The organism is Turicibacter sp., from assembly GCF_017941855.1.
In the GTDB taxonomy this organism is placed as follows: Bacteria; Bacillota_I; Bacilli_A; order MOL361; family Turicibacteraceae; genus Turicibacter; species Turicibacter sanguinis.
Genome location: NZ_JAGAVR010000113.1, coordinates 1 through 21,761, shown reverse-complemented (window position 1 = coordinate 21,761; position 21,761 = coordinate 1). Strand labels below are relative to the sequence as shown.

Annotated in this window: 25 protein-coding genes; 24 read left to right on the top strand and 1 reads right to left on the bottom strand. The window is 34.1% G+C overall.

What is annotated here, in order from left to right:
- The first annotated feature begins 981 nt into the window (after positions 1-981).
- The 21 genes from prmC to J6D32_RS12330 all read left to right on the top strand — a co-directional run bounded on the left by prmC (position 982) and on the right by J6D32_RS12330 (position 17,829).
- A complete protein-coding gene (gene prmC, locus J6D32_RS12430) occupies positions 982-1,833 on the top strand; it encodes a peptide chain release factor N(5)-glutamine methyltransferase (protein ID WP_006784593.1) in 852 nt (283 codons plus the stop codon).
- A 276-nt stretch (positions 1,834-2,109) separates the two neighbouring features.
- Complete coding sequence (locus J6D32_RS12425; RefSeq protein WP_129821608.1) at positions 2,110-2,712, top strand: L-threonylcarbamoyladenylate synthase; 603 nt, start codon at positions 2,110-2,112, stop codon at positions 2,710-2,712.
- 66 nt (positions 2,713-2,778) lie between these two features.
- Positions 2,779-3,489, top strand: a complete 711-nt coding sequence (locus J6D32_RS12420) for a stage II sporulation protein R (RefSeq protein WP_006784595.1) — start codon at positions 2,779-2,781, stop codon at positions 3,487-3,489.
- 440 nt (positions 3,490-3,929) lie between these two features.
- Entirely contained in the window at positions 3,930-4,346 is a 417-nt protein-coding gene (locus tag J6D32_RS12415) for a hypothetical protein (protein ID WP_006784596.1), read from the top strand.
- Positions 4,347-4,479: 133 nt separating this feature from the next.
- On the top strand, positions 4,480-4,935 hold the full coding sequence (rpiB, locus tag J6D32_RS12410) for a ribose 5-phosphate isomerase B (protein ID WP_006784597.1): 456 nt from the start codon (positions 4,480-4,482) through the stop codon (positions 4,933-4,935).
- 226 nt (positions 4,936-5,161) lie between these two features.
- Complete coding sequence (gene upp / locus J6D32_RS12405; RefSeq protein ID WP_425598129.1) at positions 5,162-5,788, top strand: uracil phosphoribosyltransferase; 627 nt, start codon at positions 5,162-5,164, stop codon at positions 5,786-5,788.
- Entirely contained in the window at positions 5,789-6,022 is a 234-nt protein-coding gene (locus J6D32_RS12400) for an AtpZ/AtpI family protein (RefSeq protein WP_009606112.1), read from the top strand.
- Entirely contained in the window at positions 6,019-6,420 is a 402-nt protein-coding gene (locus tag J6D32_RS12395) for an ATP synthase subunit I (RefSeq protein ID WP_006784600.1), read from the top strand. Before J6D32_RS12400 ends, J6D32_RS12395 begins: the two co-directional genes overlap by 4 nt.
- A 144-nt stretch (positions 6,421-6,564) precedes the next feature.
- Positions 6,565-7,248 carry a F0F1 ATP synthase subunit A gene (gene atpB / locus J6D32_RS12390; protein WP_006784601.1) on the top strand — a complete coding sequence of 228 codons (684 nt, stop codon included), beginning with the start codon at positions 6,565-6,567 and terminating at the stop codon, positions 7,246-7,248.
- Positions 7,249-7,298: 50 nt separating this feature from the next.
- A complete protein-coding gene (atpE, locus tag J6D32_RS12385) occupies positions 7,299-7,583 on the top strand; it encodes an ATP synthase F0 subunit C (protein ID WP_006784602.1) in 285 nt (94 codons plus the stop codon).
- A 54-nt stretch (positions 7,584-7,637) separates the two neighbouring features.
- Positions 7,638-8,138 (top strand): F0F1 ATP synthase subunit B, encoded by a 501-nt coding sequence (gene atpF, locus J6D32_RS12380; protein WP_006784603.1) that lies wholly within the window; start codon positions 7,638-7,640, stop codon positions 8,136-8,138.
- The gene (locus J6D32_RS12375) at positions 8,131-8,673 is read left to right on the top strand and encodes a F0F1 ATP synthase subunit delta (protein WP_009606119.1); all 543 of its coding nucleotides are present in this window, start codon (positions 8,131-8,133) and stop codon (positions 8,671-8,673) included. Before atpF ends, J6D32_RS12375 begins: the two co-directional genes overlap by 8 nt.
- A gap of 17 nt (positions 8,674-8,690) precedes the next feature.
- A complete protein-coding gene (atpA, locus tag J6D32_RS12370; protein WP_006784605.1) occupies positions 8,691-10,190 on the top strand; it encodes a F0F1 ATP synthase subunit alpha in 1,500 nt (499 codons plus the stop codon).
- Positions 10,191-10,212: 22 nt separating this feature from the next.
- Positions 10,213-11,070, top strand: coding sequence for an ATP synthase F1 subunit gamma (gene atpG / locus J6D32_RS12365; protein ID WP_155234881.1), 858 nt, complete (start codon positions 10,213-10,215; stop codon positions 11,068-11,070).
- A gap of 16 nt (positions 11,071-11,086) precedes the next feature.
- Positions 11,087-12,490, top strand: coding sequence for a F0F1 ATP synthase subunit beta (gene atpD, locus J6D32_RS12360; protein ID WP_006784607.1), 1,404 nt, complete (start codon positions 11,087-11,089; stop codon positions 12,488-12,490).
- A 23-nt stretch (positions 12,491-12,513) separates the two neighbouring features.
- Positions 12,514-12,915: an ATP synthase F1 subunit epsilon gene (gene atpC / locus J6D32_RS12355; protein ID WP_155062175.1), complete on the top strand. Its 402-nt coding sequence runs from the start codon at positions 12,514-12,516 to the stop codon at positions 12,913-12,915.
- Positions 12,916-13,095: 180 nt separating this feature from the next.
- Entirely contained in the window at positions 13,096-13,311 is a 216-nt protein-coding gene (locus tag J6D32_RS12350) for a hypothetical protein (protein ID WP_006784609.1), read from the top strand.
- Between the two features lie 92 nt (positions 13,312-13,403).
- Positions 13,404-14,369: a stage II sporulation protein D gene (spoIID, locus tag J6D32_RS12345; protein WP_009606118.1), complete on the top strand. Its 966-nt coding sequence runs from the start codon at positions 13,404-13,406 to the stop codon at positions 14,367-14,369.
- A 51-nt stretch (positions 14,370-14,420) separates the two neighbouring features.
- Complete coding sequence (locus tag J6D32_RS12340; protein WP_006784611.1) at positions 14,421-15,146, top strand: M23 family metallopeptidase; 726 nt, start codon at positions 14,421-14,423, stop codon at positions 15,144-15,146.
- Between the two features lie 164 nt (positions 15,147-15,310).
- A complete protein-coding gene (mreB, locus tag J6D32_RS12335) occupies positions 15,311-16,306 on the top strand; it encodes a rod shape-determining protein MreB (protein ID WP_006784612.1) in 996 nt (331 codons plus the stop codon).
- A 257-nt stretch (positions 16,307-16,563) separates the two neighbouring features.
- Complete coding sequence (locus tag J6D32_RS12330; RefSeq protein WP_287467721.1) at positions 16,564-17,829, top strand: replication-associated recombination protein A; 1,266 nt, start codon at positions 16,564-16,566, stop codon at positions 17,827-17,829.
- A gap of 35 nt (positions 17,830-17,864) precedes the next feature.
- Here J6D32_RS12330 and J6D32_RS12325 read toward each other — a convergent pair whose 3' ends face one another.
- A complete protein-coding gene (locus J6D32_RS12325; RefSeq protein WP_006784614.1) occupies positions 17,865-18,506 on the bottom strand; it encodes a YigZ family protein in 642 nt (213 codons plus the stop codon).
- A gap of 282 nt (positions 18,507-18,788) precedes the next feature.
- Between J6D32_RS12325 and J6D32_RS12320 the strand changes: the two genes are divergently transcribed.
- From J6D32_RS12320 to J6D32_RS12310, 3 genes are all read left to right on the top strand, one after another.
- Complete coding sequence (locus tag J6D32_RS12320) at positions 18,789-19,655, top strand: DegV family protein (RefSeq protein WP_006784615.1); 867 nt, start codon at positions 18,789-18,791, stop codon at positions 19,653-19,655.
- Between the two features lie 30 nt (positions 19,656-19,685).
- On the top strand, positions 19,686-20,537 hold the full coding sequence (locus J6D32_RS12315; RefSeq protein ID WP_006784616.1) for a DegV family protein: 852 nt from the start codon (positions 19,686-19,688) through the stop codon (positions 20,535-20,537).
- A gap of 119 nt (positions 20,538-20,656) precedes the next feature.
- Entirely contained in the window at positions 20,657-21,547 is an 891-nt protein-coding gene (locus J6D32_RS12310) for a DUF4300 family protein (RefSeq protein WP_287467720.1), read from the top strand.
- The last annotated feature ends 214 nt before the right edge of the window (positions 21,548-21,761 follow it).

Here is a 21,761-nt window from a genome sequence, read left to right as displayed (position 1 = left end):
GAGTTTAAAGTATTAAAATACTTTGGGAGAGAATTATAAGGAGAGAGTATGAAAAATAAAACTTTAAAAATTGGGGAGAGAAATGAGTAATGAAATAAAGTTTTATATGGGGGGAAGAGTATGCCCGTAAGTTTCTCGTCTTACGGACAATTATAGTATAGGCAGTTATAATTATTTTTAAACATTAAATACAAAAAAATTTAAAATTTAATTATATTGGATTAAAATAATACTTTTTGATGTAAATAAGTATTAAAAAAGCGCCCGGGGGAGGGGCGCTTTTTTAAAATTAGGAGACTGTAGAGGGGGGGAGACCTCTACAGTGTTCAAGTGATGAGAATTCACTGGGGGGAGTAAATTCTCATCTATCCCTCGAACCTCTTTGGGGGAAAAGAGGGAAGCTCGGAAAAAGTCTTTGCTTTCACGAGGGAGTTTAAAGTATTAAAATACTTTGGGAGAGAATTATAAGGAGAGAGTATGAAAAATAAAACTTTAAAAATTGGGGAGAGAAATGAGTAATGAAATAAAGTTTTATATGGGGGGAAGAGTATACCCGTAAGTTTCTCGTCTTACGGACAATTATAGTATGAACCTATACTGTGAATTTTAAACGTATATTGTGTAAAAAAAATAAGTTTTTTTAAGATATTTTTTTAGTAATTCTAAAATATGGTTCCAATAATGCTTAAATACTGCATTTATTGCTGCATCTAATATAATATATGTTAGGCGAATGAAATGGTGATGGCCAGGATAAAGATTTTAGAGAAATGAAGAGAATAATATTTTAAAAGATATAGAGTCATTTATACACAAGGCTATTTGAATAAAGAAGTGAATAAATATAGAGAAAATAGTGCGTATTGATAGAGAATGTCGATCTGATTAATCAGGATGTTTTGAATTGGGATAAATAAATGATTTGCATGTTTATAGAATTTAGAGTAAAATGGGATTGATTTTAAGAAGACGGTGATAAAAATGAAAACAATGCGCGAATTGTTAAAGTGGGCTGAAGATTATGCCCTTGAAAATGGAAAAGAAGATTCAGCTGTTAAATTATTATTAATGCATGTAACTGGGAAAGAGAGTTACGAAATTTTAGCTGATATGAATATGGAAGTGCCACAAGAACAAGTTGAAGAATTTGAACGTAGTGTTAAAACGTATGTGGAGCAAAATATCCCTGTGCAACACATTATGGGCTATGAAACGTTCTTTGGTCATAAATTTATCGTAAATGATGACGTATTAATTCCTCGTTTTGAAACGGAAGAGTTAGTAGCTAATGTTTTATCAACATATGATGATGTGTTTGATGGGGCAGCAGTTAAACTCGTTGATGTTGGAACAGGTAGTGGTGCAATTGGTGTTACTTTAGCGGTTGAAGAGCCAAATATGGAAGTGACAGTAACTGAGCTTTCTGAGGCAGCTTTAGAAGTGGCAAAGAAAAATGCTGCTAATTTAGGAGCTAATGTGACGTTCTATCAAGGGGATATGTTACAACCTTTAATTGAACGTGGATTAAAGTTTGATATTTTAGTTTCAAATCCTCCATATATTCCATTAACTGAAGATGTGGATCCACTTGTGAAAGATAATGAACCACACTTAGCTTTATTTGGTGGAGAAGATGGATTAAAATTCTATCGTCAAATTTTAAAAGATGCTCATAAAGTGGTAAATGAGAAAAATATTATTGCATTTGAGCATGCTTATAATCACAAAGAAGCCATGGCTGAACTTGTGAAACAACACTTCCCAAATGCAGAATTTGAAACATTAAAAGACCTAAACGGAAAAGACCGTATGACAATTATTATAAATAAGTAGGGGGGACCCAGGCTAGCGAAGCTAGATTTCCTCAATCACTGGGGAGATATAAAGTAAGAGATTGAACCTCGTTTAAGATGAAAGCGAGCGAAGAGAGCTCTTAGCTTTCCTCCGCTAGTGGGCGGGGGTGAACCTTGCTTAAGATGAAATAAATCAAATGTTCTCTTAGTTATTATTAGCAAAGAGAGAATACTATCTTTAATTATGATGATAGAGTAAGTAATGTATAGAATGGGGATGTCTTTAGACATCCTCCTTTTTGTAGGAGGAATATGAATGATTTTTAAAAAGGAACAGCTATCTGAAATAATAGGACAACTTCATGAAGATGATGTCATTGTTTTTCCAACTGATACGGTGTATGGAATTGGGGCTAATATTCATTCTCCCATTGCTTTGAATAAGATTTTTGAGGTGAAGAATCGTCCGACAGATAAGTCACTGATTATTTTATGTGCGAATGTTATGCAGATGGAGGAGATTGTTGGACCACTAGATCAACAGGTTAAGGTGCTTGTGGATAATTTTTTACCTGGAGGATTGACGCTAATATTGAATACAAAGTTGGAGTTAGCAGATGAGATTACACGTGGAAAATCGACAATTGGATTACGTATTCCAAATCATCCAGTGGCTCTTGAATTGCTAGAGAAGATCGGGCCCTTAGCTACAACGAGTGCTAATATTTCTGGAGAACCTAGTCCGACAATGATAGAAACTTCGAATCCAGTTATCTCTCGTGTGAAGTTTGTTATTGATGATGGAGAGACGATGGAGAAAGTACCATCTACTATTTTAGATTGCACGCAAAGTGAGATAGTTATTTTACGCCAAGGTGCTATTTCAGAAGAAGAAATAAAAAAAGTTTTAAAAAAATAAAGTTAGATGTATAATTTTAAAAAAATCATCCATACTGAGTTATCAGCGAAAGGGATGGTGTTTGAGATGACAAACAAAACAAAAATTATCGTAGCAATAACTTTAATTATGATGGTAGTAGTATACCAAATAGGAAAAACTGAAACAAAAACAACATATGCAGAGGAAACTGTGACAGTGAATGATACAGCAATTAGAATTCGTATTATTCCTAATTCAAATAAATATGAAGATCAACAAGCTAAGAAAATGGTTCGATTTGCTATTGATGAATATTTAGCAAACAATAAAACATATTTTGAAACGATTGATTCAACTCGACAATTTATTGTTGAAAATATTGGTGAGATTGAAAAAACAGTAGCTTATGTTTTAGATACTATCAATTATGATGAAGAGTTCGAGGTTTCATATGGTGCACATTTATTTCCGGAAAAACAATACAACGGAGCAACTTATGATGCAGGTTACTATGAAAGTTTAGTTATTACAATCGGTGATGGTCTTGGTAACAATTGGTGGTGTTTTATGAATCCTGATCTTTGTTTAGGTCCAAGTGCAACTAAAGCTGAGGAATCAGACGATCATTGGAATGCTCAATATACAGCAATGGAGACAACACAAGAGGCATTTCAAACTAAACAATTTAAATCATATTTTGGTGAAGTGTTTGAAACTCTTTTTGGTGGGCGTGACACTAAAGTAAATGAGAATACTTATGCAAAGGTAGATCAATCAGCAAAAGCAAATTGGTATTTATATGAGGATGAATATTAAAATATTCTTTGCTTATAAAAACAAACACTCCCATTCAACTCCTTTTATCTAGTTAAGAATAATGAAGTAGCAATTGCTTTGTTATTCTTTTTTTGTTATTTAAGTATTTTATTAATAATTTAGCTAGATAGCGAATATAGATTTAGATATATAACTGTGATTAATTTTCTCTATATCAGTCTGCTAAGTTTTGTACATTAGTTGATTGCCCTATTAATAGAAGGTCATTTTATTTGAAAATAATAGGCGACCCGTCTAGTTAGTGTTTATATCATCAATCGAGTCTAATTCGAAAGTGTGTAAAACATTTCTGTAGATATATAGAAAGAAACTTTTATCGGGATTATAGTTGGACTTGATTATCAAGTATCTGAATAACTAAGACCAACTTTCATTATCCAGGTTATGAATCGTTATGTATATAGGAGGGGGAGTAGATTATGGCAAGTGTGAAACGTTATACAAGTGAAGATTATGATTTAGTATGTGAATTTGTAAAAAGAGCATCAGGGATTGAAACAGTAAATGAAGAAATTATCGCCCATTCTGTTTTAATTAAGAATGACGAAGAGGTGACTGGGATGGTATCCTATGAAAAGTTTGATGGATTAGGGATTATTCGTTATTTCATTTATAATCATCAAATTAATCCCGATTTATTAGTTAATATGTTTTTTGAATTGTACGCTAGTGCTAAGGCAGCGGGAATTAATCAACTGATTTCAATGGCTAATCAACCATATGCTTACCAGTTGTTTGAATTACTAGGATTTATTGAGGTGAAGAAACCAACTAATTTAGGGGAATCAGATTTATTTAAAGATGATCAGATGCGTGTTATGAGTATTAAATTTTAGATAAATGGAAATGATTAGATAAAAATGGAAGATAAAAGTGGGAAAATTTTGAAGGATAGTTTTATTTATCACCTAAATTTTATGATATAATAAAATGGATGTGATTTTGACAGGTAAGAAGGAGTGTATATTCATGAAAGTAGCTATTGCATGTGATCATGGTGGATTTGCGTTAAAACAAGAAATTTTAGCTTTATTAAACGATATGAATGTACAATATGAGGACTTTGGAAGTTATAATGATTGTGCGGTAGATTATCCAGATTACGCGTTTAAAGTATCAGAAGCTGTTGCAGCTAAAGAATTTGATCGTGGAATCTTAATTTGTGGTACTGGAATCGGAATTAGTATTGCAGCGAATAAAGTTAAGGGAATTCGTTGTGCATTAGTTCATGATTTATTTTCTGCAAAAGCAACTCGCGAACATAACGATTCAAATGTTTTAGCAATGGGAGGACGTGTCATTGGTCCGGGTCTTGCTCGTGAAATCGTTTCTGTATGGTTAACAACGGAATTTATGGGTGCACACCATACTGCACGTATTGAGAAAATATCAAAATATGAAAACGCTTATGAAATCCTGAAATAGGATTTCTTTTTTTGTTAAACATATAAATAGTAAGATTCGTTCAAACTGATAGAGTGTGTACAATAGATAATGTTGTTGAAAAAAATGATAAACGTAAAAATTTTGTAGAAACATGTAAATGTATTCACGATTTATACTATTTATTGATTGAAATGATAGTTAAAAAGTTGTAGAATTACTAAATGAATTATGAAAAATTATAGAAAAAAAAGAGGTGACCGACGTGATTAAAGTTAATATTTTAGATCATCCGTTAATTCAACATAAGCTAACACAAATCCGACAAAAGGAAACATCGACAACTCAATTTCGCCAAATGATTAATGAAATCGGTGGATTAATGGTTTATGAAATTACGCGTGATTTACCATTAGAACAAATCGAAATTCAAACACCAGTTGCAACAACTAAGGCTAATGTTATTGCAGGTAAAAAAATGGTTGTTGTACCAATTTTACGTGCTGGTCTTGGAATGGTTGACGGTATCTTACAAATGATTCCATCTGCTCGTATTGGACATATTGGAATTTTCCGTGATGAAGAGACATTACAACCAGTTGAGTATTTCGCAAAGTTCCCAGATGGACTTGATCAACGTGATATTTTCATTGTTGACCCGATGTTAGCAACAGGGGGATCTGCTATTGCAGCAATCAATTCAATTAAAAAACGCGGAGCTAAAAATATTAAACTTGTTTGTTTAGTTGGTGCACCTGAAGGAGTTAAAGCAGTTAATGAAGCTCACCCAGATGTAACAATTTACTTAGCATCTTTAGATGAGAAATTGAACGAAAAAGGTTACATTGTACCTGGTCTTGGAGATGCAGGAGACCGAATTTTCGGAACGAAATAAATGAGTGGATCACCTAAAGTTGTAAAAGCCATGAAGTGGATGACGCTTATGTCACAGGTTGGAATTACGATGGTAGCTAATATTATGGTTGGTTTATTTATCGGTAAATATCTTGACCAGTGGTTGCATACATCTCCGTTATTTTTATTATTATTTATCTTTATCGGGTTCTTCAGCGGCATTAAAAGTGTTTATCTGTTAATAATTAAAATAGATAAGAGGGATAAGTCTTGAGTCAATTACAGAATGATCCAATTAGAGTCGTACCTAAAAGAGTTATTCAATTGGCATTGGTTTTTACTTTTTTAATTGCAATTGTGGCAATGGTATTTAAGTGGCCAATGGTAAATATGATAATCGGGTACTGGCTAGGAGTTATTGTTAACCTTATTAATTTCCGATTAATTGTTATTGGTGCTAAAAATGCACTAGATCGTCAAGAAAAGGGTGCTAGGTCATCGATGATGTCGAATTTAGTTATTCGATTAGTCATTTATGCCGCAACACTTGTTCTAGCAGTTCAGTTTGGAACTCATGCATTTATTGCAGCAATTATTGGAATTTCAATGGTACGATTTGCGATTCAAACTGATGGTTTCTTTACGTTTGGCTATGGAAAAAACAAAAAGTAATCATCGTTGAATATATAGCTCAATAGATTGTTTTTAACAAACTAGAGCCAAAACTTAAAACAGATTATGTGTGTTTTAGGGGTAAGAATTAAAAAGTAAAATATTGATTCATTTTCTATGAATCTCTAAGAAAGGAGGTTAAGAATGAGTCCATTACTAATGAAAATCGTTGTTGAAAATTCTAATGGAGAAACATTAGTTAATCCAACGGTTGCCAATTCAGTTTTATTGGTCGTTGTGTTATGTGTACTATTTATCTGGTTTGGTAGCAAAGTTAAAAAGGCAGATCCATCGAAACCATCGAAGGGTGTTGTCCTATTCTTAGAGATACTGATTACAGGTATTGAAGGATTAGTAGATCAAACAATGGGGACTAAGCATATGAAATTTGCCCCATATATTGGAACTTTAGCTGTGTATTTAGTCTGTGCCAATTTATTGGGGCTTATTGGATTAACAGCACCAACATCAGATTACAACGTCACATTAGCCTTGGCTGTTATGACTATTGTCTTAATGGTTGGATCAGGGATCAAAACTAAAGGTATTGGTGGTTACTTATACGACACATATCTTGGGGACTTCCCATTCTTATTACCTTTAAATATTACTGGAGAGCTTGCGAAACCAATCTCGTTATCTTTCCGTTTGTTTGGTAATATTTTAAGTGGTGGTATTATTATGTCACTTGTATATCAAGCACTTGGATGGTTCTCACCATTAATCGCTCCATTTGCGCATGGATATTTTGATATCTTTGCGGGAGTTATTCAAACGCTCATCTTTATCATGTTAACAATGATTTGGACACAAGGGGCAATGGAGTAATCCAAAAATTAAAAAAATTAAAATAACAAGTTATTAGGAGGAATTTAATTATGTTTTTACAAACTGTTGCATCAACAATTTCAAATGAAGCATTCGTATTAGGTATGTCAGCTGTTGGAGCTGGAATCGCAGTATGTTCAGGTATCGGGACAGGGATCGGGCAAGGTAATGCCGCAGGTCAAGCTGCTGCAGCTGTTGGACGTCAACCAGAAGCAAAAGGTGATGTAATGCAAATGATGATCTTAGGTCAAGCGATCGCGGAAACATCAGCAATCTACGGATTCGTAGTAGCAATCATCTTATTATTCATCAACCCATTCATCGGTCAATTATAATTCATATAAACTAACTAATTATATCTAAGACTGATAAGAAAGGGGGCAACCTACTTGCAAATCTATATCATGCCAGACTGGATCAACTTCACGTTACAAATCTTGTCGACTCTAGTCTTATTCTTTGTCATTAAGCATTTTGCATGGGCTCCTATGAAAGAATTCTTACGTAAGCGTCAAGAGTTAGTTTCTGAAGAGATTAATCATGCAGAAATGTTAAAAGCAGATGCAATTGCTTTAAAACAATCTGCAGAAGCGCAAGTGCAAGTTGCACGCGATGAAGCACGTGAAATCGTTGAAAATTCTAAGAAACAAGCACAAAATATTCATGATGAAATCGTGACAAGTGCTCGCATGGAAGCTCAACAAAAATTAGCGAAAGCATCAGCCGATATCGAACAAGAACGTAAGGCTGTTTATGCGAGTATTCGTGAGGATATCGTTGAGTTAGCAGTAAGTTCTGCAGAAAAAATGATTGAAAAAGAAATCGATGCAAAAGCACACGATGAATTATTTAATCAATTCGTATCTAAAGTAGGTGGAAGCCATGAGTAAAATTGCTTCTACTTATGCTAAAGCTTTATATGATATTGCTTTAGAAGAAAATGTTTTAGAAGAAGTTAAAAATGATTTTAATGTGATTGTTTCATCTATCAAAGAACAACCACAATTCTTAAATGTTTTAACACTTCCAAAACTAGATAAAGAAGAGAAAAAACAATTAATTAAATCTATTTTCTCATCAAATACTCCACAAATTTCAGTTAATTTTTTAATGGTATTAATTGATAAAGACCGTATCGATTTATTAAATGAAATTGTGGTTGCCTTTAACCAAATGGTTAATGAGCATTTCGGCATTGTTGAAGGAACTGTTTATTCAGCTGTTCCATTGAGTGATGCTCAGTTAAATCAGTTAACATATGTTTTTACAAAAAAATTAAACCAAAAAGTTAAGCTTAACGTAGTTATTGATCCATCATTACTTGGTGGTTATAAAGTAAACTTAGGAGATGTTGTTTATGACAACACAATTAAGTTACAATTAAAAAACTTAAAACAAAATCTAATGAACGTTGAGTTAAAATAGAATAGAGGTGAGCATTGGTGGCCATCAAACCGGAAGAAATTAGTGCAATTTTGCGCGAGCAAATTAAAAACTATGAGCAAGTATTAGATGTAACTGAAACTGGTACGGTATTAACAGTTGGGGACGGAATCGCTCGTGTTCATGGTCTTCAAAATGTCATGGCTGGGGAAATTATTGAATTTGCCTCAGGTGCTGTTGGGATGGCACAAAACCTTGAAGAAGATAACGTTGGGGTTATCATCTTAGGGGAGTACCGTTCAATTAGTGAAGGTGACGAAGTTAAACGTACAGGACGTATCATGTCTGTTCCAGTAGGAGAGGCATTAATCGGACGTGTTGTAGACGCATTAGGAAATCCAATCGATGGATTAGGTCCAATCGATACGAATAAATATCGTCCAACAGAAGCAAAAGCAACAGGAGTAATGGCTCGTAAATCAGTTCATGAACCATTACAAACAGGGATCAAAGCGATTGATGCTTTAGTTCCAATCGGACGTGGACAACGTGAGTTAATCATCGGTGACCGTCAAACTGGTAAAACAGCAATCGCAGTTGATACAATCTTAAACCAAAAAGGTCAAGATGTTATCTGTATTTATGTTGCTATTGGACAAAAAGAATCTACTGTAAACTCAGTAGTTGAAACATTAAAGAAACATGATGCAATGAACTATACAATCGTTGTATCTGCATCAGCTTCTCAACCATCTCCAATGTTATACGTTGCACCATATTCAGGTGTTGCGATGGCAGAAGAGTTCATGTACGCTGGTAAACACGTATTAATTATTTATGATGATTTATCTAAACAAGCAGCTGCTTACCGTGAGTTATCATTATTATTAAAACGTCCACCAGGTCGTGAAGCATATCCAGGGGATGTATTCTACTTACATTCTCGTTTACTTGAGCGTGCAGCGAAGTTAAATGATGAGTTAGGGGCAGGATCAATTACTGCTTTACCATTCATTGAAACACAAGCTGGTGACTTATCAGCATACGTTGCAACAAACGTTATTTCGATTACAGATGGACAAATCTTCTTAAAATCAGATTACTTCCATTCTGGTATCCGTCCTGCGATTGATGCCGGGTTATCAGTATCACGTGTAGGGGGATCTGCTCAAATCAAAGCAATGAAAAAAGTTGCGGGGACATTACGTCTTGATTTAGCTTCTTACCGTGAATTAGAAGCCTTCGCTCAATTCGGATCTGACTTAGATGAGTCAACTCGTGCTAAACTTGCTCGCGGGGAACGCACAGTTGAAGTATTAAAACAAGGTGTTAATCAACCAGTTGCGGTTGAAAAACAAGTATGTATCATCTACGCATTAGTTAATGGATTCTTAGATAGCATCGAATTAGCAGATATCGCTCGTTTTGAAAAAGAATTATACACATTCTTAGAAAATGAACGTCCACAAATCTTTGCACATATTCGTGATACAAAAGATTTACCAGATACAGATTTATTAAACGAAGCAATTGAGAGCTTTAAAGCCGTTTTCAATTAATAAATAAGGACGGTGAACTAGTATGGCTCAATCAATGCGTGATATAAAAGATAAAATCAATTCGACTCAAAATACGAGTCAGATTACTAAAGCCATGCAAATGGTTTCAGCGGCGAAGTTAACGAAATCAGAAGCTAAAACTAAAAACTATCACCACTACATGGAAACGTTAGAGGATATGGTGCGAAATATTTCAAGCTCATCTAGCATGAGCCACCATCCTTTCTTTAAATCAAAAAGTGAAGCTAATTGTACTGGATACTTAGTTATTACTTCAGATCGTGGTCTTGCAGGTGGATATAATAGTAATGTTTTAAAACTTTTGCAACAACAAATTGATTCAAAACCAAGCGATCAATCTAAACTTTATATGATTGGTAGCAAAGGATTTGATTATGCAAAACGTTCTAACTTAGTCGTTGAGAATGAATTTGTTTTCGTTCCAGATGACATTGTATATCAAGACATTAAACCGGTTGTGGATAAAGTAATCGGAGATTATATGGCTGGAGTTATTAGTGAGGTTGTAGTGGTTTATAACCATTACGTTTCAAAAATCGCTCAAGAACCTATGACAAAACAAATTTTACCTTTAGAGTCAAAGAAAGCAGAGAAATCAAAAGCTCAATATTCATTTGAACCTAAAGAAGAAGATATAATCAATGCCATTTTACCGAAATATTTAGAGGGAACTATTTATGGTGTTGCGATTACAGCTAAGCTTTCAGAGCATGCCTCTCGTATGAATGCGATGCAAAATGCAACTGATAATGCAGTTGAAATCATTAAGAATTTACAGTTAGTTTACAATAGAGCAAGGCAAGCAGCAATTACTCAAGAAATCACTGAGATTGTCGGTGGAGCTTCAGCCTTAGAATAAAAGGAGGTCATTACAAATGGCAACAGGTCATATTGTAGCCGTAATCGGACCAGTAGTAGACGTGAAGTTTGGTTTAGACCATCTTCCTGCTATTTACAATGCCTTAACTGTTGATTATGAAGTTGGTGGGGAACGTAAATCATTAACACTTGAAGTTGCAGTGCAACTTGGTGATGGTGTTGTACGTACTGTCGCAATGGATGCAACAGACGGGTTAGTCCGCGGTTTAGAAGTTGTGGATACAGGAAATGCAATTAGCGTACCAGTAGGAGAAGCAACTTTAGGACGTATTTTCAACGTATTAGGTCAACCAGTAGATAATAAAGGTGAGGTTCCAGCAGGAACACCACATGAAGGAATTCATAAAGAAGCTCCTAAATTTGAAGAGTTATCAACAACTGTTGAAATCCTTGAAACAGGAATCAAAGTAGTAGACTTATTAGCACCTTATATCAAAGGTGGTAAAATCGGTTTATTCGGTGGTGCCGGAGTAGGGAAAACAGTATTAATTCAGGAATTAATTAACAATATCGCTCAAGAGCATGGTGGGATTTCAGTATTCGCCGGTGTAGGAGAACGTACTCGTGAAGGGAACGACTTATACCATGAAATGACTGAATCAGGAGTAATCAATAAAACTGCCATGGTATTCGGACAAATGAACGAACCACCTGGAGCACGTTTACGTGTTGCCTTAACTGGTTTAACAATGGCTGAATATTTCCGCGATGAGTTAAAACAAGACGTATTATTATTCATCGATAATATCTTCCGTTTCACGCAAGCAGGTTCTGAGGTTTCTGCCCTTTTAGGACGTATGCCTTCAGCGGTAGGTTACCAACCAACACTTGCAACTGAGATGGGACAATTACAAGAGCGTATCACATCAACTAAAGAAGGATCAATCACTTCTATTCAGGCAGTATACGTTCCTGCGGATGACTATACTGACCCAGCGCCAGCTACAACATTCGCCCACTTAGATGCGACAACAAACTTAGAGCGTCGTATTGCTGCAATGGGTATCTATCCAGCGGTAGACCCACTTGCTTCAACTTCACGCGCTTTATCACCAGACATCGTAGGACAAGAACACTATGATGTAGCTCGTCGTGTACAGATGATGTTACAACGTTACCGTGAGTTACAAGATATCATCGCTATCTTAGGTATGGATGAGTTAAGTGAAGAAGATAAAAAAGTTGTGCACCGTGCACGTCGTGTTCAATTATTCTTATCTCAAAGCTTCCACGTAGCAGAACAGTTTACAGGATTAAAAGGTTCTTATGTACCAGTTGCTGAAACAGTTCGCGCATTCAAAGAAATCTTAGATGGAAAACATGATAATTTACCAGAAGAAGCATTCCGTTTAGTTGGAACAATCGAGCAAGCAATCGAAAAAGCTAATAAGATGAAATAGTGTGAGGTGGTACTGTGTCAGTAATGACGGTTCGCGTAGTAACACCAGATAAACTTGTATTCGATGGAGAAGCAGAACGCATCTTTGCACGTGGTATTGACGGTGATTTTGCTGTTTTATACAATCATATTCCAATGATGACACCACTTGGTGTTGGAGAGTTACGTATTGATATGAATGGGGAAAGTTCATATATTGCAATTGATAATGGTATTTTCGAGGTTTCTAATAACCATGTTAATGTTTTATCAAATGATGCAATGATGGCTGAAGACATTGATGTTGCACGTGCTAAAATGGATCTTGAACGTACTGAACGTCAAAAACAAAATGCTAAAACACGTGAAGATTTAATTAAATCTGAAATGGAAATCGTTAAACTTCTTAACCAAATACGAGTTGGTGAAAAAAGAATTTCTGAATAAATAAAAAAATCCCACATTTCAATTTTGAAGTGTGGGATTTTTTTACATTTATCTCGGAAAATTTATTAAAATGATTTAAATAAACTCAGATAGGATGTAAAATGATTTTTATAAGCTTCTTTATAGTTTTTATTTTTTATCACTACTAGAGCATGTGTAAACTAGTATCGGAGGGATTTTATGAATGTTCAAGCTTATTTTATGATTATATGGTACATCTTAGTCTTACCCATTGTGTTTAAGATGTTAATGTCTTTACAACTAGAAAAATTATTTAAAAGAGGGACTCATCGTAATGATGTGATTATTTTGTATATTGTATTAACCGTAAGTATCTCAAAATTATTTATTGATTACTTTATTGATATCTTTACATTACTTAAATCAATTTTTTAATAAAAAGCTGATGGTTTAGTCATATCTTTATCGCCTATGCATAGAGTTGAATAGTACACCAAATACTGATTCATAATAGATAGGTGATGAATATGAAAAAAATACCAGCTCTAATTTTATCTTTTATCTTATTACTAGTTATAATTCCGATGTTATCTCAAATTATCTATCGTTCAACTCAAACTGTTGTAGAGAAAGTTATGCATCTCCCTACTCAAAATGTAGATTCTTCACAAGAAACTGAAGCCTCAAAAGAAAATGTTGTGACTGTTTTTCGTGAAGAGAGTAATAGTTATGAAGAGTTGTTGCTTGAAGAGTATATCGTGGGTGTTGTCGCGGGTGAAATGCCAGCTGCCTATGAGTTAGAAGCTTTAAAGGCTCAAGCAGTTGCCGCAAGGACTTATACACTCAATCAACTACAATCTGAAGATTACATGCATGATACAGTTAAACATCAAGTTTATTTTGATGAATCTCAAATGCGTGAACGTTGGGGAGATGAGTTTGATAAATACTATTCTAAAGTGAAGCAAGCTGTACTTGAAACGGAAGGAGAGATCATTGAATACAATGGTGAGATGATTACTCCATTTTATTTTTCTATTAGCAATGGATATACAGAAAATGCTGAAGATTATTGGTCAGTTGAATATCCATACTTAAAAAGTGTCAGTAGTCAGTGGGATTTAACAGCCCCCACTTACGAGCAAGTGACTGAATTTAGTTTAACAGCATTACGTAATACGTTTAATGATTCAAGTCTTACAAAAAATGATTTTAAAATCTTAAGTTATACAGATGGAGGTAATGTAGAGGAGATTTCAGTAGGTGATACTGTCTATAGCGGTCGTGAATTTCGAGAAAAACTAGGTTTAAGATCAAGTGATTTTTCTTTGGAATTTAAAGACAATAAAGTGTTTATTACGACATATGGCTACGGTCATGGGGTCGGAATGAGCCAATATGGGGCTAATCAACTAGCTAAACAAGGGAAAAACTATCAAGAAATACTCCAATACTATTACCAAAATGTTAATATTATTGAAAAAAATTCCTAAAATTGAATAAGTTAGTAAAAAAGTGGTCATCATAACGGTGAGGTGATGACTATGAAATTAAAAGAAAAAATGACAAATGTAAAAAACAAAAAATTATTTAAACGTATTGACCCTATTAGCTTAGCACTTGTAGTCTTATTAGGAGCATCTGCTGTATTTGCCGGAGTTCAATTATATGTGAACCAATCATCGGAAGACTTAACAGTTCAAAATCCAGCTAATGGGAATAACAATGATTTAATCTATACAGACAATGGAGAATTACAAACGATGAATAATCAATCAGAGGCTGTAGATGCCGCTGCATTAGGTGAAGTTATTAGTTCTCCATTAGATAGTGAAGACATTGAGGTAACAAAATATTATTATAGTGACACAGTTGAAACTGATGTTCAAACTCAAAGTTTCTTCTACTATCCTGTTGGTCAATCAATGTATAGCCATGAATCAAAAGGTATGAGTTTCAAAAGTTCAAATGATGAAGTTGCTAATGTTGTAGCATCTCTTACAGGAACTGTTACATCGGTAAAAGATGAAATCTTAAAAGGTACGATTGTGACAATTGAACATGCTAACGGAGTGAAAACGATTTACAATGGTGTTTATGATGTTAAGGTAAGCGTTGGAGATTCAGTCTCTCAAGGAGATGTATTAGGAACAACTGGACTTTCACAACTTGAACCAGACGCAGGAAATGTGGTGCACTTTGAAATTATGAAAGATGAAGTTAAAATTGACCCACAATCTGCTATTAATAAAAAATTAAGTGATTTATAAAAGCGAAAAAAGCACTAATGAGCATTAGTGCTTTTTTTGTTGAAAAAACTAAAGAGGAGAAGGAAAAGTTGTAGTCGGTTCAATATATTTGTGTTAAAATATAAAATAGTGATGAATTATTTAGACATACTAATACTGAAAAATTAGTTTGGAGGAAGGAAAGTATGCTATTTTCTAAAGATATAGGAATCGACTTAGGTACTGCTAACGTCTTAATATATGAAAAAGGTAAAGGAATCGTTCTTGAAGAACCATCTGTAGTTTCAATTGATGCTCAATCAGGTCGTATGATTGCAGCGGGAGAAGAAGCCCGTCAAATGCTTGGTCGTACACCAGGTAAAATTGAAGTTGTTCGTCCAATGAAAGATGGAGTTATTGCTGACATTGAGGCAACTGAAATGATGTTAAAACATTTTATCAATTCGTTAAACATTAAAGGAATGCTTTCACAACCTCGTATTATGATCTGTTGCCCAACTAACATTACTTTAGTTGAAAAAAATGCTATCCGTGAAGCTGCTGAAAAATGTGGTGCACGTGAAGTATTCATTGAAGAAGAACCAAAAATTGCTGCTTTAGGAGCGGGGATGGATATTTCTAAACCATCTGGTAACATGGTAATCGACGTTGGTGGAGGAACTGCAGATATCGCTGTTTTATCGCTTGGAGATATCGTAACATCTGCTTCAATTAAAATTGCAGGTAACCGTTTTGATCAAGACATTGTTGATTATATTAAAACAAATTATAAATTATTAATCGGGGATCGTACAGCTGAAGAAATTAAAATCAGTGTTGCGACAGTTTATCCAGAAGGTCGCGAAGAAGAATTACAAGTTCGTGGACGTGACTTAGTATCAGGATTACCTCGTACAATTACTATTTCATCAACTGAAGTAGAAGAAGCTTTACGTGAATCAGTACGTATTATTGTTCATGCAGCGAAAAATGTTCTTGAACAAACTCCTCCAGAATTATCAGCTGATATCATGAATAAAGGTATCGTCTTAACAGGTGGTGGAGCCTTATTACATGGCCTTGACCGCTTATTAGCTGATGAGTTACATGTTCCTGTCTTTGTAGCAGATAATCCATTACACTGTGTAGTAGTTGGAACAGGAATTATGTTAGATCATATTGATAAGATTCGTCGTCGTTAAAACATTTAAAAGTTTCGGAGGTTTCCGAAGCTTTTTTTTCTATAGCGAAACAAAATTATTTTTGACTAGCAGTTGATGATTGTTTTGTAAGTAAAATATTAGTGAATCTATATTTGTTGAAGTACTCTTTATTTTTGGATTTTTTTCTACAGATTTATCCTCTATTAGTAGGGAGGGATGTAGTGAAAAGATAATCTGAATTTATATATTTGAAAATTTGTAGTTTATTTAACCATAATACAAGGGAGGGGGAATTCATGATGAAACCATTAGCAGATTTAATACGTCCAAGGACTTTAGATGAGGTAGTTGGCCAGCAGCACTTAATTGGAGAAGGGCAGATTTTACGAAAGTTAATAGAGGTTAATCATATTCCAAATTTAATCTTTTATGGTCCTTCTGGTACAGGGAAAACGACGATTGCAAATATTATTGCGAGTTTATCGAATAAAAAGATTTATAAGTTAAATGCGACGGATGCAAAGACTGAAGATATTAAACAAATTATTAGTAGTTTGAATACACTGGAAGGAATGAATGGAATCTTTTTATATTTAGATGAGATTCAAAACTTCAATAAGAAGCAACAACAAACGTTACTAAAATATATTGAAACAGGTCAAATTACATTAATTACGAGTACAACAGAGAATCCTTATTTTACGATTTTTAGTGCGATTTTAAGTCGTTCTACAATTTTAGAGTTTAAGTCTTTAACACCTGAAGAGATTGTAGATGGATTGAAGAGAGCGGTTGAATTAGTAGAGTCAGAGTTTTATTTGTATCCACTGACGGTAGAAGAGGAAGCTTTAAATTATATTGCAAATGTAGCCAATGGTGACTTACGTCGGGCCTTAAATGCATTAGAGATTGCGTTGTATCCAAATTGTAGGACAGAAGGATTTGTTCTAAATTTAGAAGTTGCAAGAGAGTGTACTGTAACAGCTGGCTTTTCTTATGATCGATTTGGCGATCAACATTATGATACGTTAAGTGCTTTTCAAAAATCGATTCGTGGAAGTGACCCTGATGCTGCTATTCATTATTTAGCCCGTTTGATTAAAGCAGGTGATTTAACTTCTATTTGTAGACGATTATTGGTGATTGCAGCAGAAGATATTGGGTTAGCTTATCCACAAGCTGTTTCGATCGTTAAGAGTTGTACGGATGCTGCGATGCAGCTAGGGTTCCCTGAGGCACGTATTCCATTAGCTCAGGCGGTTATTTTACTTGCCAATAGTCCGAAATCGAATTCTGCTATTTCTGCGATTGATGAGGCATTAGCAGATTTAAAAATAGGAAATGTAGGTGACATTCCTAAACATTTACGTGATGCTCACTATGGTGAGGCAAAAGATTTGGGAATTGGAACAGAATATAAATTCCCTCATAATTATCCTAATCATTACGTGAAACAACAGTATTTACCGAATCGCTTAAAAGATAAAACGTATTATCACGCAGGGGCGAATAAGATTGAACAGGGATTTGTTGGGTATCAAAATTTTATAAAACAGAAGTAAAAAAGACATTATCCAGTTTGTGGATAATGTCTTTTTTAGTTTTCTCGTTGATAGGGAATTTCTCTGAATGATGTTTCACCAGCTATAACGTCTGCTTTTCCATTTGTCATGTCGATGACCCAATTTTTAAATGCTTCTTCTGCTTCTACATCGATTAAAACTTCAACTGAAATTTTATCTGTATAATGAACTTGACTTAAGATGTAGTCTGTTCCTTCTAAGCGATTTTGAATCGTACCAAGTAGGGTGTAGTCGGCATTGATGAACATGGTTTTCATTGTTTTACGCTCAACGACTCCGAGTTCTTTAATCGCCTCTGACACGGCTTTTCCATATGTACGAATTAGGCCGCCAGCGCCAAGTTTAATTCCACCAAAGTAACGTGTGACGACGACTACGCAGTTTTTGATTCCTTGTTTTCGAAGGACTTCAAGCATTGGAACGCCAGCTGTTCCACTTGGCTCACCATCATCATTTGCTTTTTGAATTTCGTTGAAGTCTCCAACTTGATAGGCTGAGCAGTTATGTGTGGCATTCCAATGGATTTTTTTGATTTCTTTGATAAATTCCATCGCATCTTGATCATTATAAACACGTTTCACGTGACAAATAAAACGAGATTTATCTACAATGATTTCATTTTCCCCATCTTGTGCGACCATTAAATAACGTTCCATGTAATCACCTCATGTTCTTTGGTTTAATTATATCGAATTCTAGATTAAAAACCAACTATTTAGGGAATTTGTATTTTCTAATATAATGCATGAATATAATGGAAAAGTTCATATTATAGTAGAGGATTAGTATTTAAAAAGTTGACTTTTTTTTGATTTAAGTTAAAATAGAACAGAAAGCTTTGAAAATAAAACTATTTTTCGTTCGTTAAGATGAAGTCGAATATTTGAGTTATTATAAAATATGTTATAATATTGATAGTTAAGATAATGAGGTGGATTATGAAAATTGCAATTGTAACAGATAGTCTTACGCATTTAACGACATCTGATCTAGAACGCTATCCATATGTTTATTATGGATATTTAAATGTTATTGTAAATGATCAAACTTATGTAGAGCATAAAGAAATCAATAATAAAGAGTTATTTAATCTAATTGATAGTGGTGCATCATACTCAACATCACAGCCATCACCTGATGTGTTTGTTCAGATTTATGAGCAAATCAAAGATGAGTACGATTATATTTTAAGTTTACATTGTACACCAAAAGTAAGCGGAACAGTTAATGCGGCACGTATTGCTAGTACAATGGTAGATGGATTAGAAGGACGTATTTCGGTTATCGATTTAAATACCGCATCAATTGGGGAAGAAAATATTATTATTAAAGTTTGTCAATTAATCGATGAAGGAAAATCATTAGATGAATTATTAAAAGTGATTGAATTTTATCGTAATCATACAACACTTTGTTTAGTCATTGATGACTTAAATACGTTAGTTAAAACGGGGCGTTTATCTAAAACAGCAGCAAGTATCGGTAATTTATTAAATATTAAGCCAATTATCGGGTTAGTTGATGCCCAGCTTGATGTTTTGGATAAAGTTCGTACAAAAAAACGTGTATTAAAATGGATGGTAGAACATTTAAAAGAGGAAATCGAAAAGTCTGGTAAGCAGATTGTTCGCCTTACTTATTCTAATGATTTAGAGTTAGCACAAGAGTTGAAAAAATTAATGGAAGAAGCTTGCGGTGATCAAGCAGAAGTTCATGTAGGAAATGAAATTGGCCCAGTTATGGCGATTCACTTTGGTCGCGGAGGCGTAGGAGCTTGCTGGATGCCAGATCAATATAAAATTTAATTAGCAAACTAGATTTGGGAGGAAAATGATATGGCAAAAGTCGCGATTGTATCTGATAGTACAGGTTGTATTCCTGCAGAGACTGTAAAAGCTTTAGATATTTATGTTAACTATATTTCGGTGGTTTTTGGAACTGAGTCTTATCGAGAATTTATTGATATGTCTCCTGAGGAGTTTCTTGAGCGTAGTGCCAATTACAACGGGTTACCAACAACTTCACAACCATCTCCAGGACAAACGATAGCTTTATATGAATCATTATTTGAACAAGGGTATGAAGATATTATTCATATTAACATTTCAAGCCAATTAAGTGGTAGTCATCAAACAGCTTTAACATGTGCAGAAATGGTTAACCCTGAGCATATTCACGTATTTGATTCACGTACTGTTACTTATACACAAGGTATGTTTGCTGTTTATGCAGCAATGAAAGCTAAAGAAGGAGCGTCAGCTCAAGAAATTTTAGAGTACTTAGAAATGATTCGTGAAAATAATCAATTTTACGCAGCTATTAATGATTTAACTAATTTACGCAAAGGTGGACGCTTATCAAATGTTGAAGCAGCATTAGGTAGCTTACTACAAATTAAACCTATTTGCCAAATTCAACCTGATGGAACATTCCAAGCTGTTGAAAAGATTCGCACGTTTAAAAAGGCATTAAAGCGTTTAATTGAAATTTCAAAAGAGGCACAGTTAACAGAAGATTATCAATTAGTTGTGATGCATATTGGGAATGAAGAGGCTGCAAAAACAGTTCAAACAGAATTACAAGAAATTTATCCAAATCATGAAATTAATATCTATTCAATTTCATTAGTAGTAGCTGTTCATGGGGGACCAGGAGCAGTTGCCGTTGGTTGGGTAAAACATAAATAATACTAAAAAAAGATTACTGATTTCAGTAATCTTTTTTAGTATTTTAAAACTTTTTTCTTGATGTTTGCGTCTAATAGGTAAATAATAAAACAGACTTTAAATAAGTGGAGGATTTTAGTATGAAGAAATATTTCTTACTAGTAGGAACAGCTATTGTATTAGTTACAGGATGTAGTTCTAAAAAAGTAGAGTTAGAATCAATATCAGAAGAAAGTACGGAAGTGCAACAATCTATTCCCTTTACATACTCATTCTTAAATGATGACGAGACTCAACATAAAGTTTCGGCTTTATTATTAGAAAATGGTATTTCTCAGTCAGCTATTAATTCATTTTTTACATCGGTCAATCATTTTAATAAACTAGCTGTGGATACGCTAGACACGAAGGTAGGATTTGAAACAATTAATCTTTTTGACTTATCGATTGATTATGCATATATTCAAGAACAATGGGATAATCAAACAGATTATTTAGATCAAAATTGCCGATTAACAGTTTTTAACTTAATGAAGGAACAAATTAAAATAGATACAGAAGACGTTATCTCAGACGAAATGAATAATTTAATATTTGATGAAGAGATTATTAAAGAAAATCCTAATATTCAGTTTACAGATGAAGAAGCAAGTGCCTATCATAACTTTTATACGGCGATTTCAACAAAAGAGACGACTGATCAAAGTTTTCATGTTAAACAAATTCAAAAGGAATGGAAAAATCGTGGGATAAAGTTTGAGACGGACGATAATATTTCAATTATCAGTGTTTTCTTAAATTACAACGAGGATAAATCACTATTTATTGGGCATACGGGTGTTTTAATTAAAACAGATGATGGATATTTATTTTTAGAAAAGGTGGCCTCAATGGAACCCTACATTGTTTCAAAATATAGCAATATAGATGAATTCAAAGCCTATTTAACGGCTCTTTATGGGAATCATGTATTCGATGGTGGAAGTAAACCAATTTTCATGCAAAATGATAAGTGGTTAAATGCTGAATAAAAAAATGATAATATATTTGTAATATTTTGATTAAATCAAAGAGATAAAACTTATTTCATTGTTTATAAGCAAGAGTAAAATAATTTAAAAGACTGACTCCAAAGGGTCAGTCTTTTTTTCGCCAAGATAAAAGAAAGTAGACTTTTCTGTCTTCAAAATATGGTTAAAGTGTATTAGGAAAACTACTATATTCGGAAATACGAATGCCGCACGT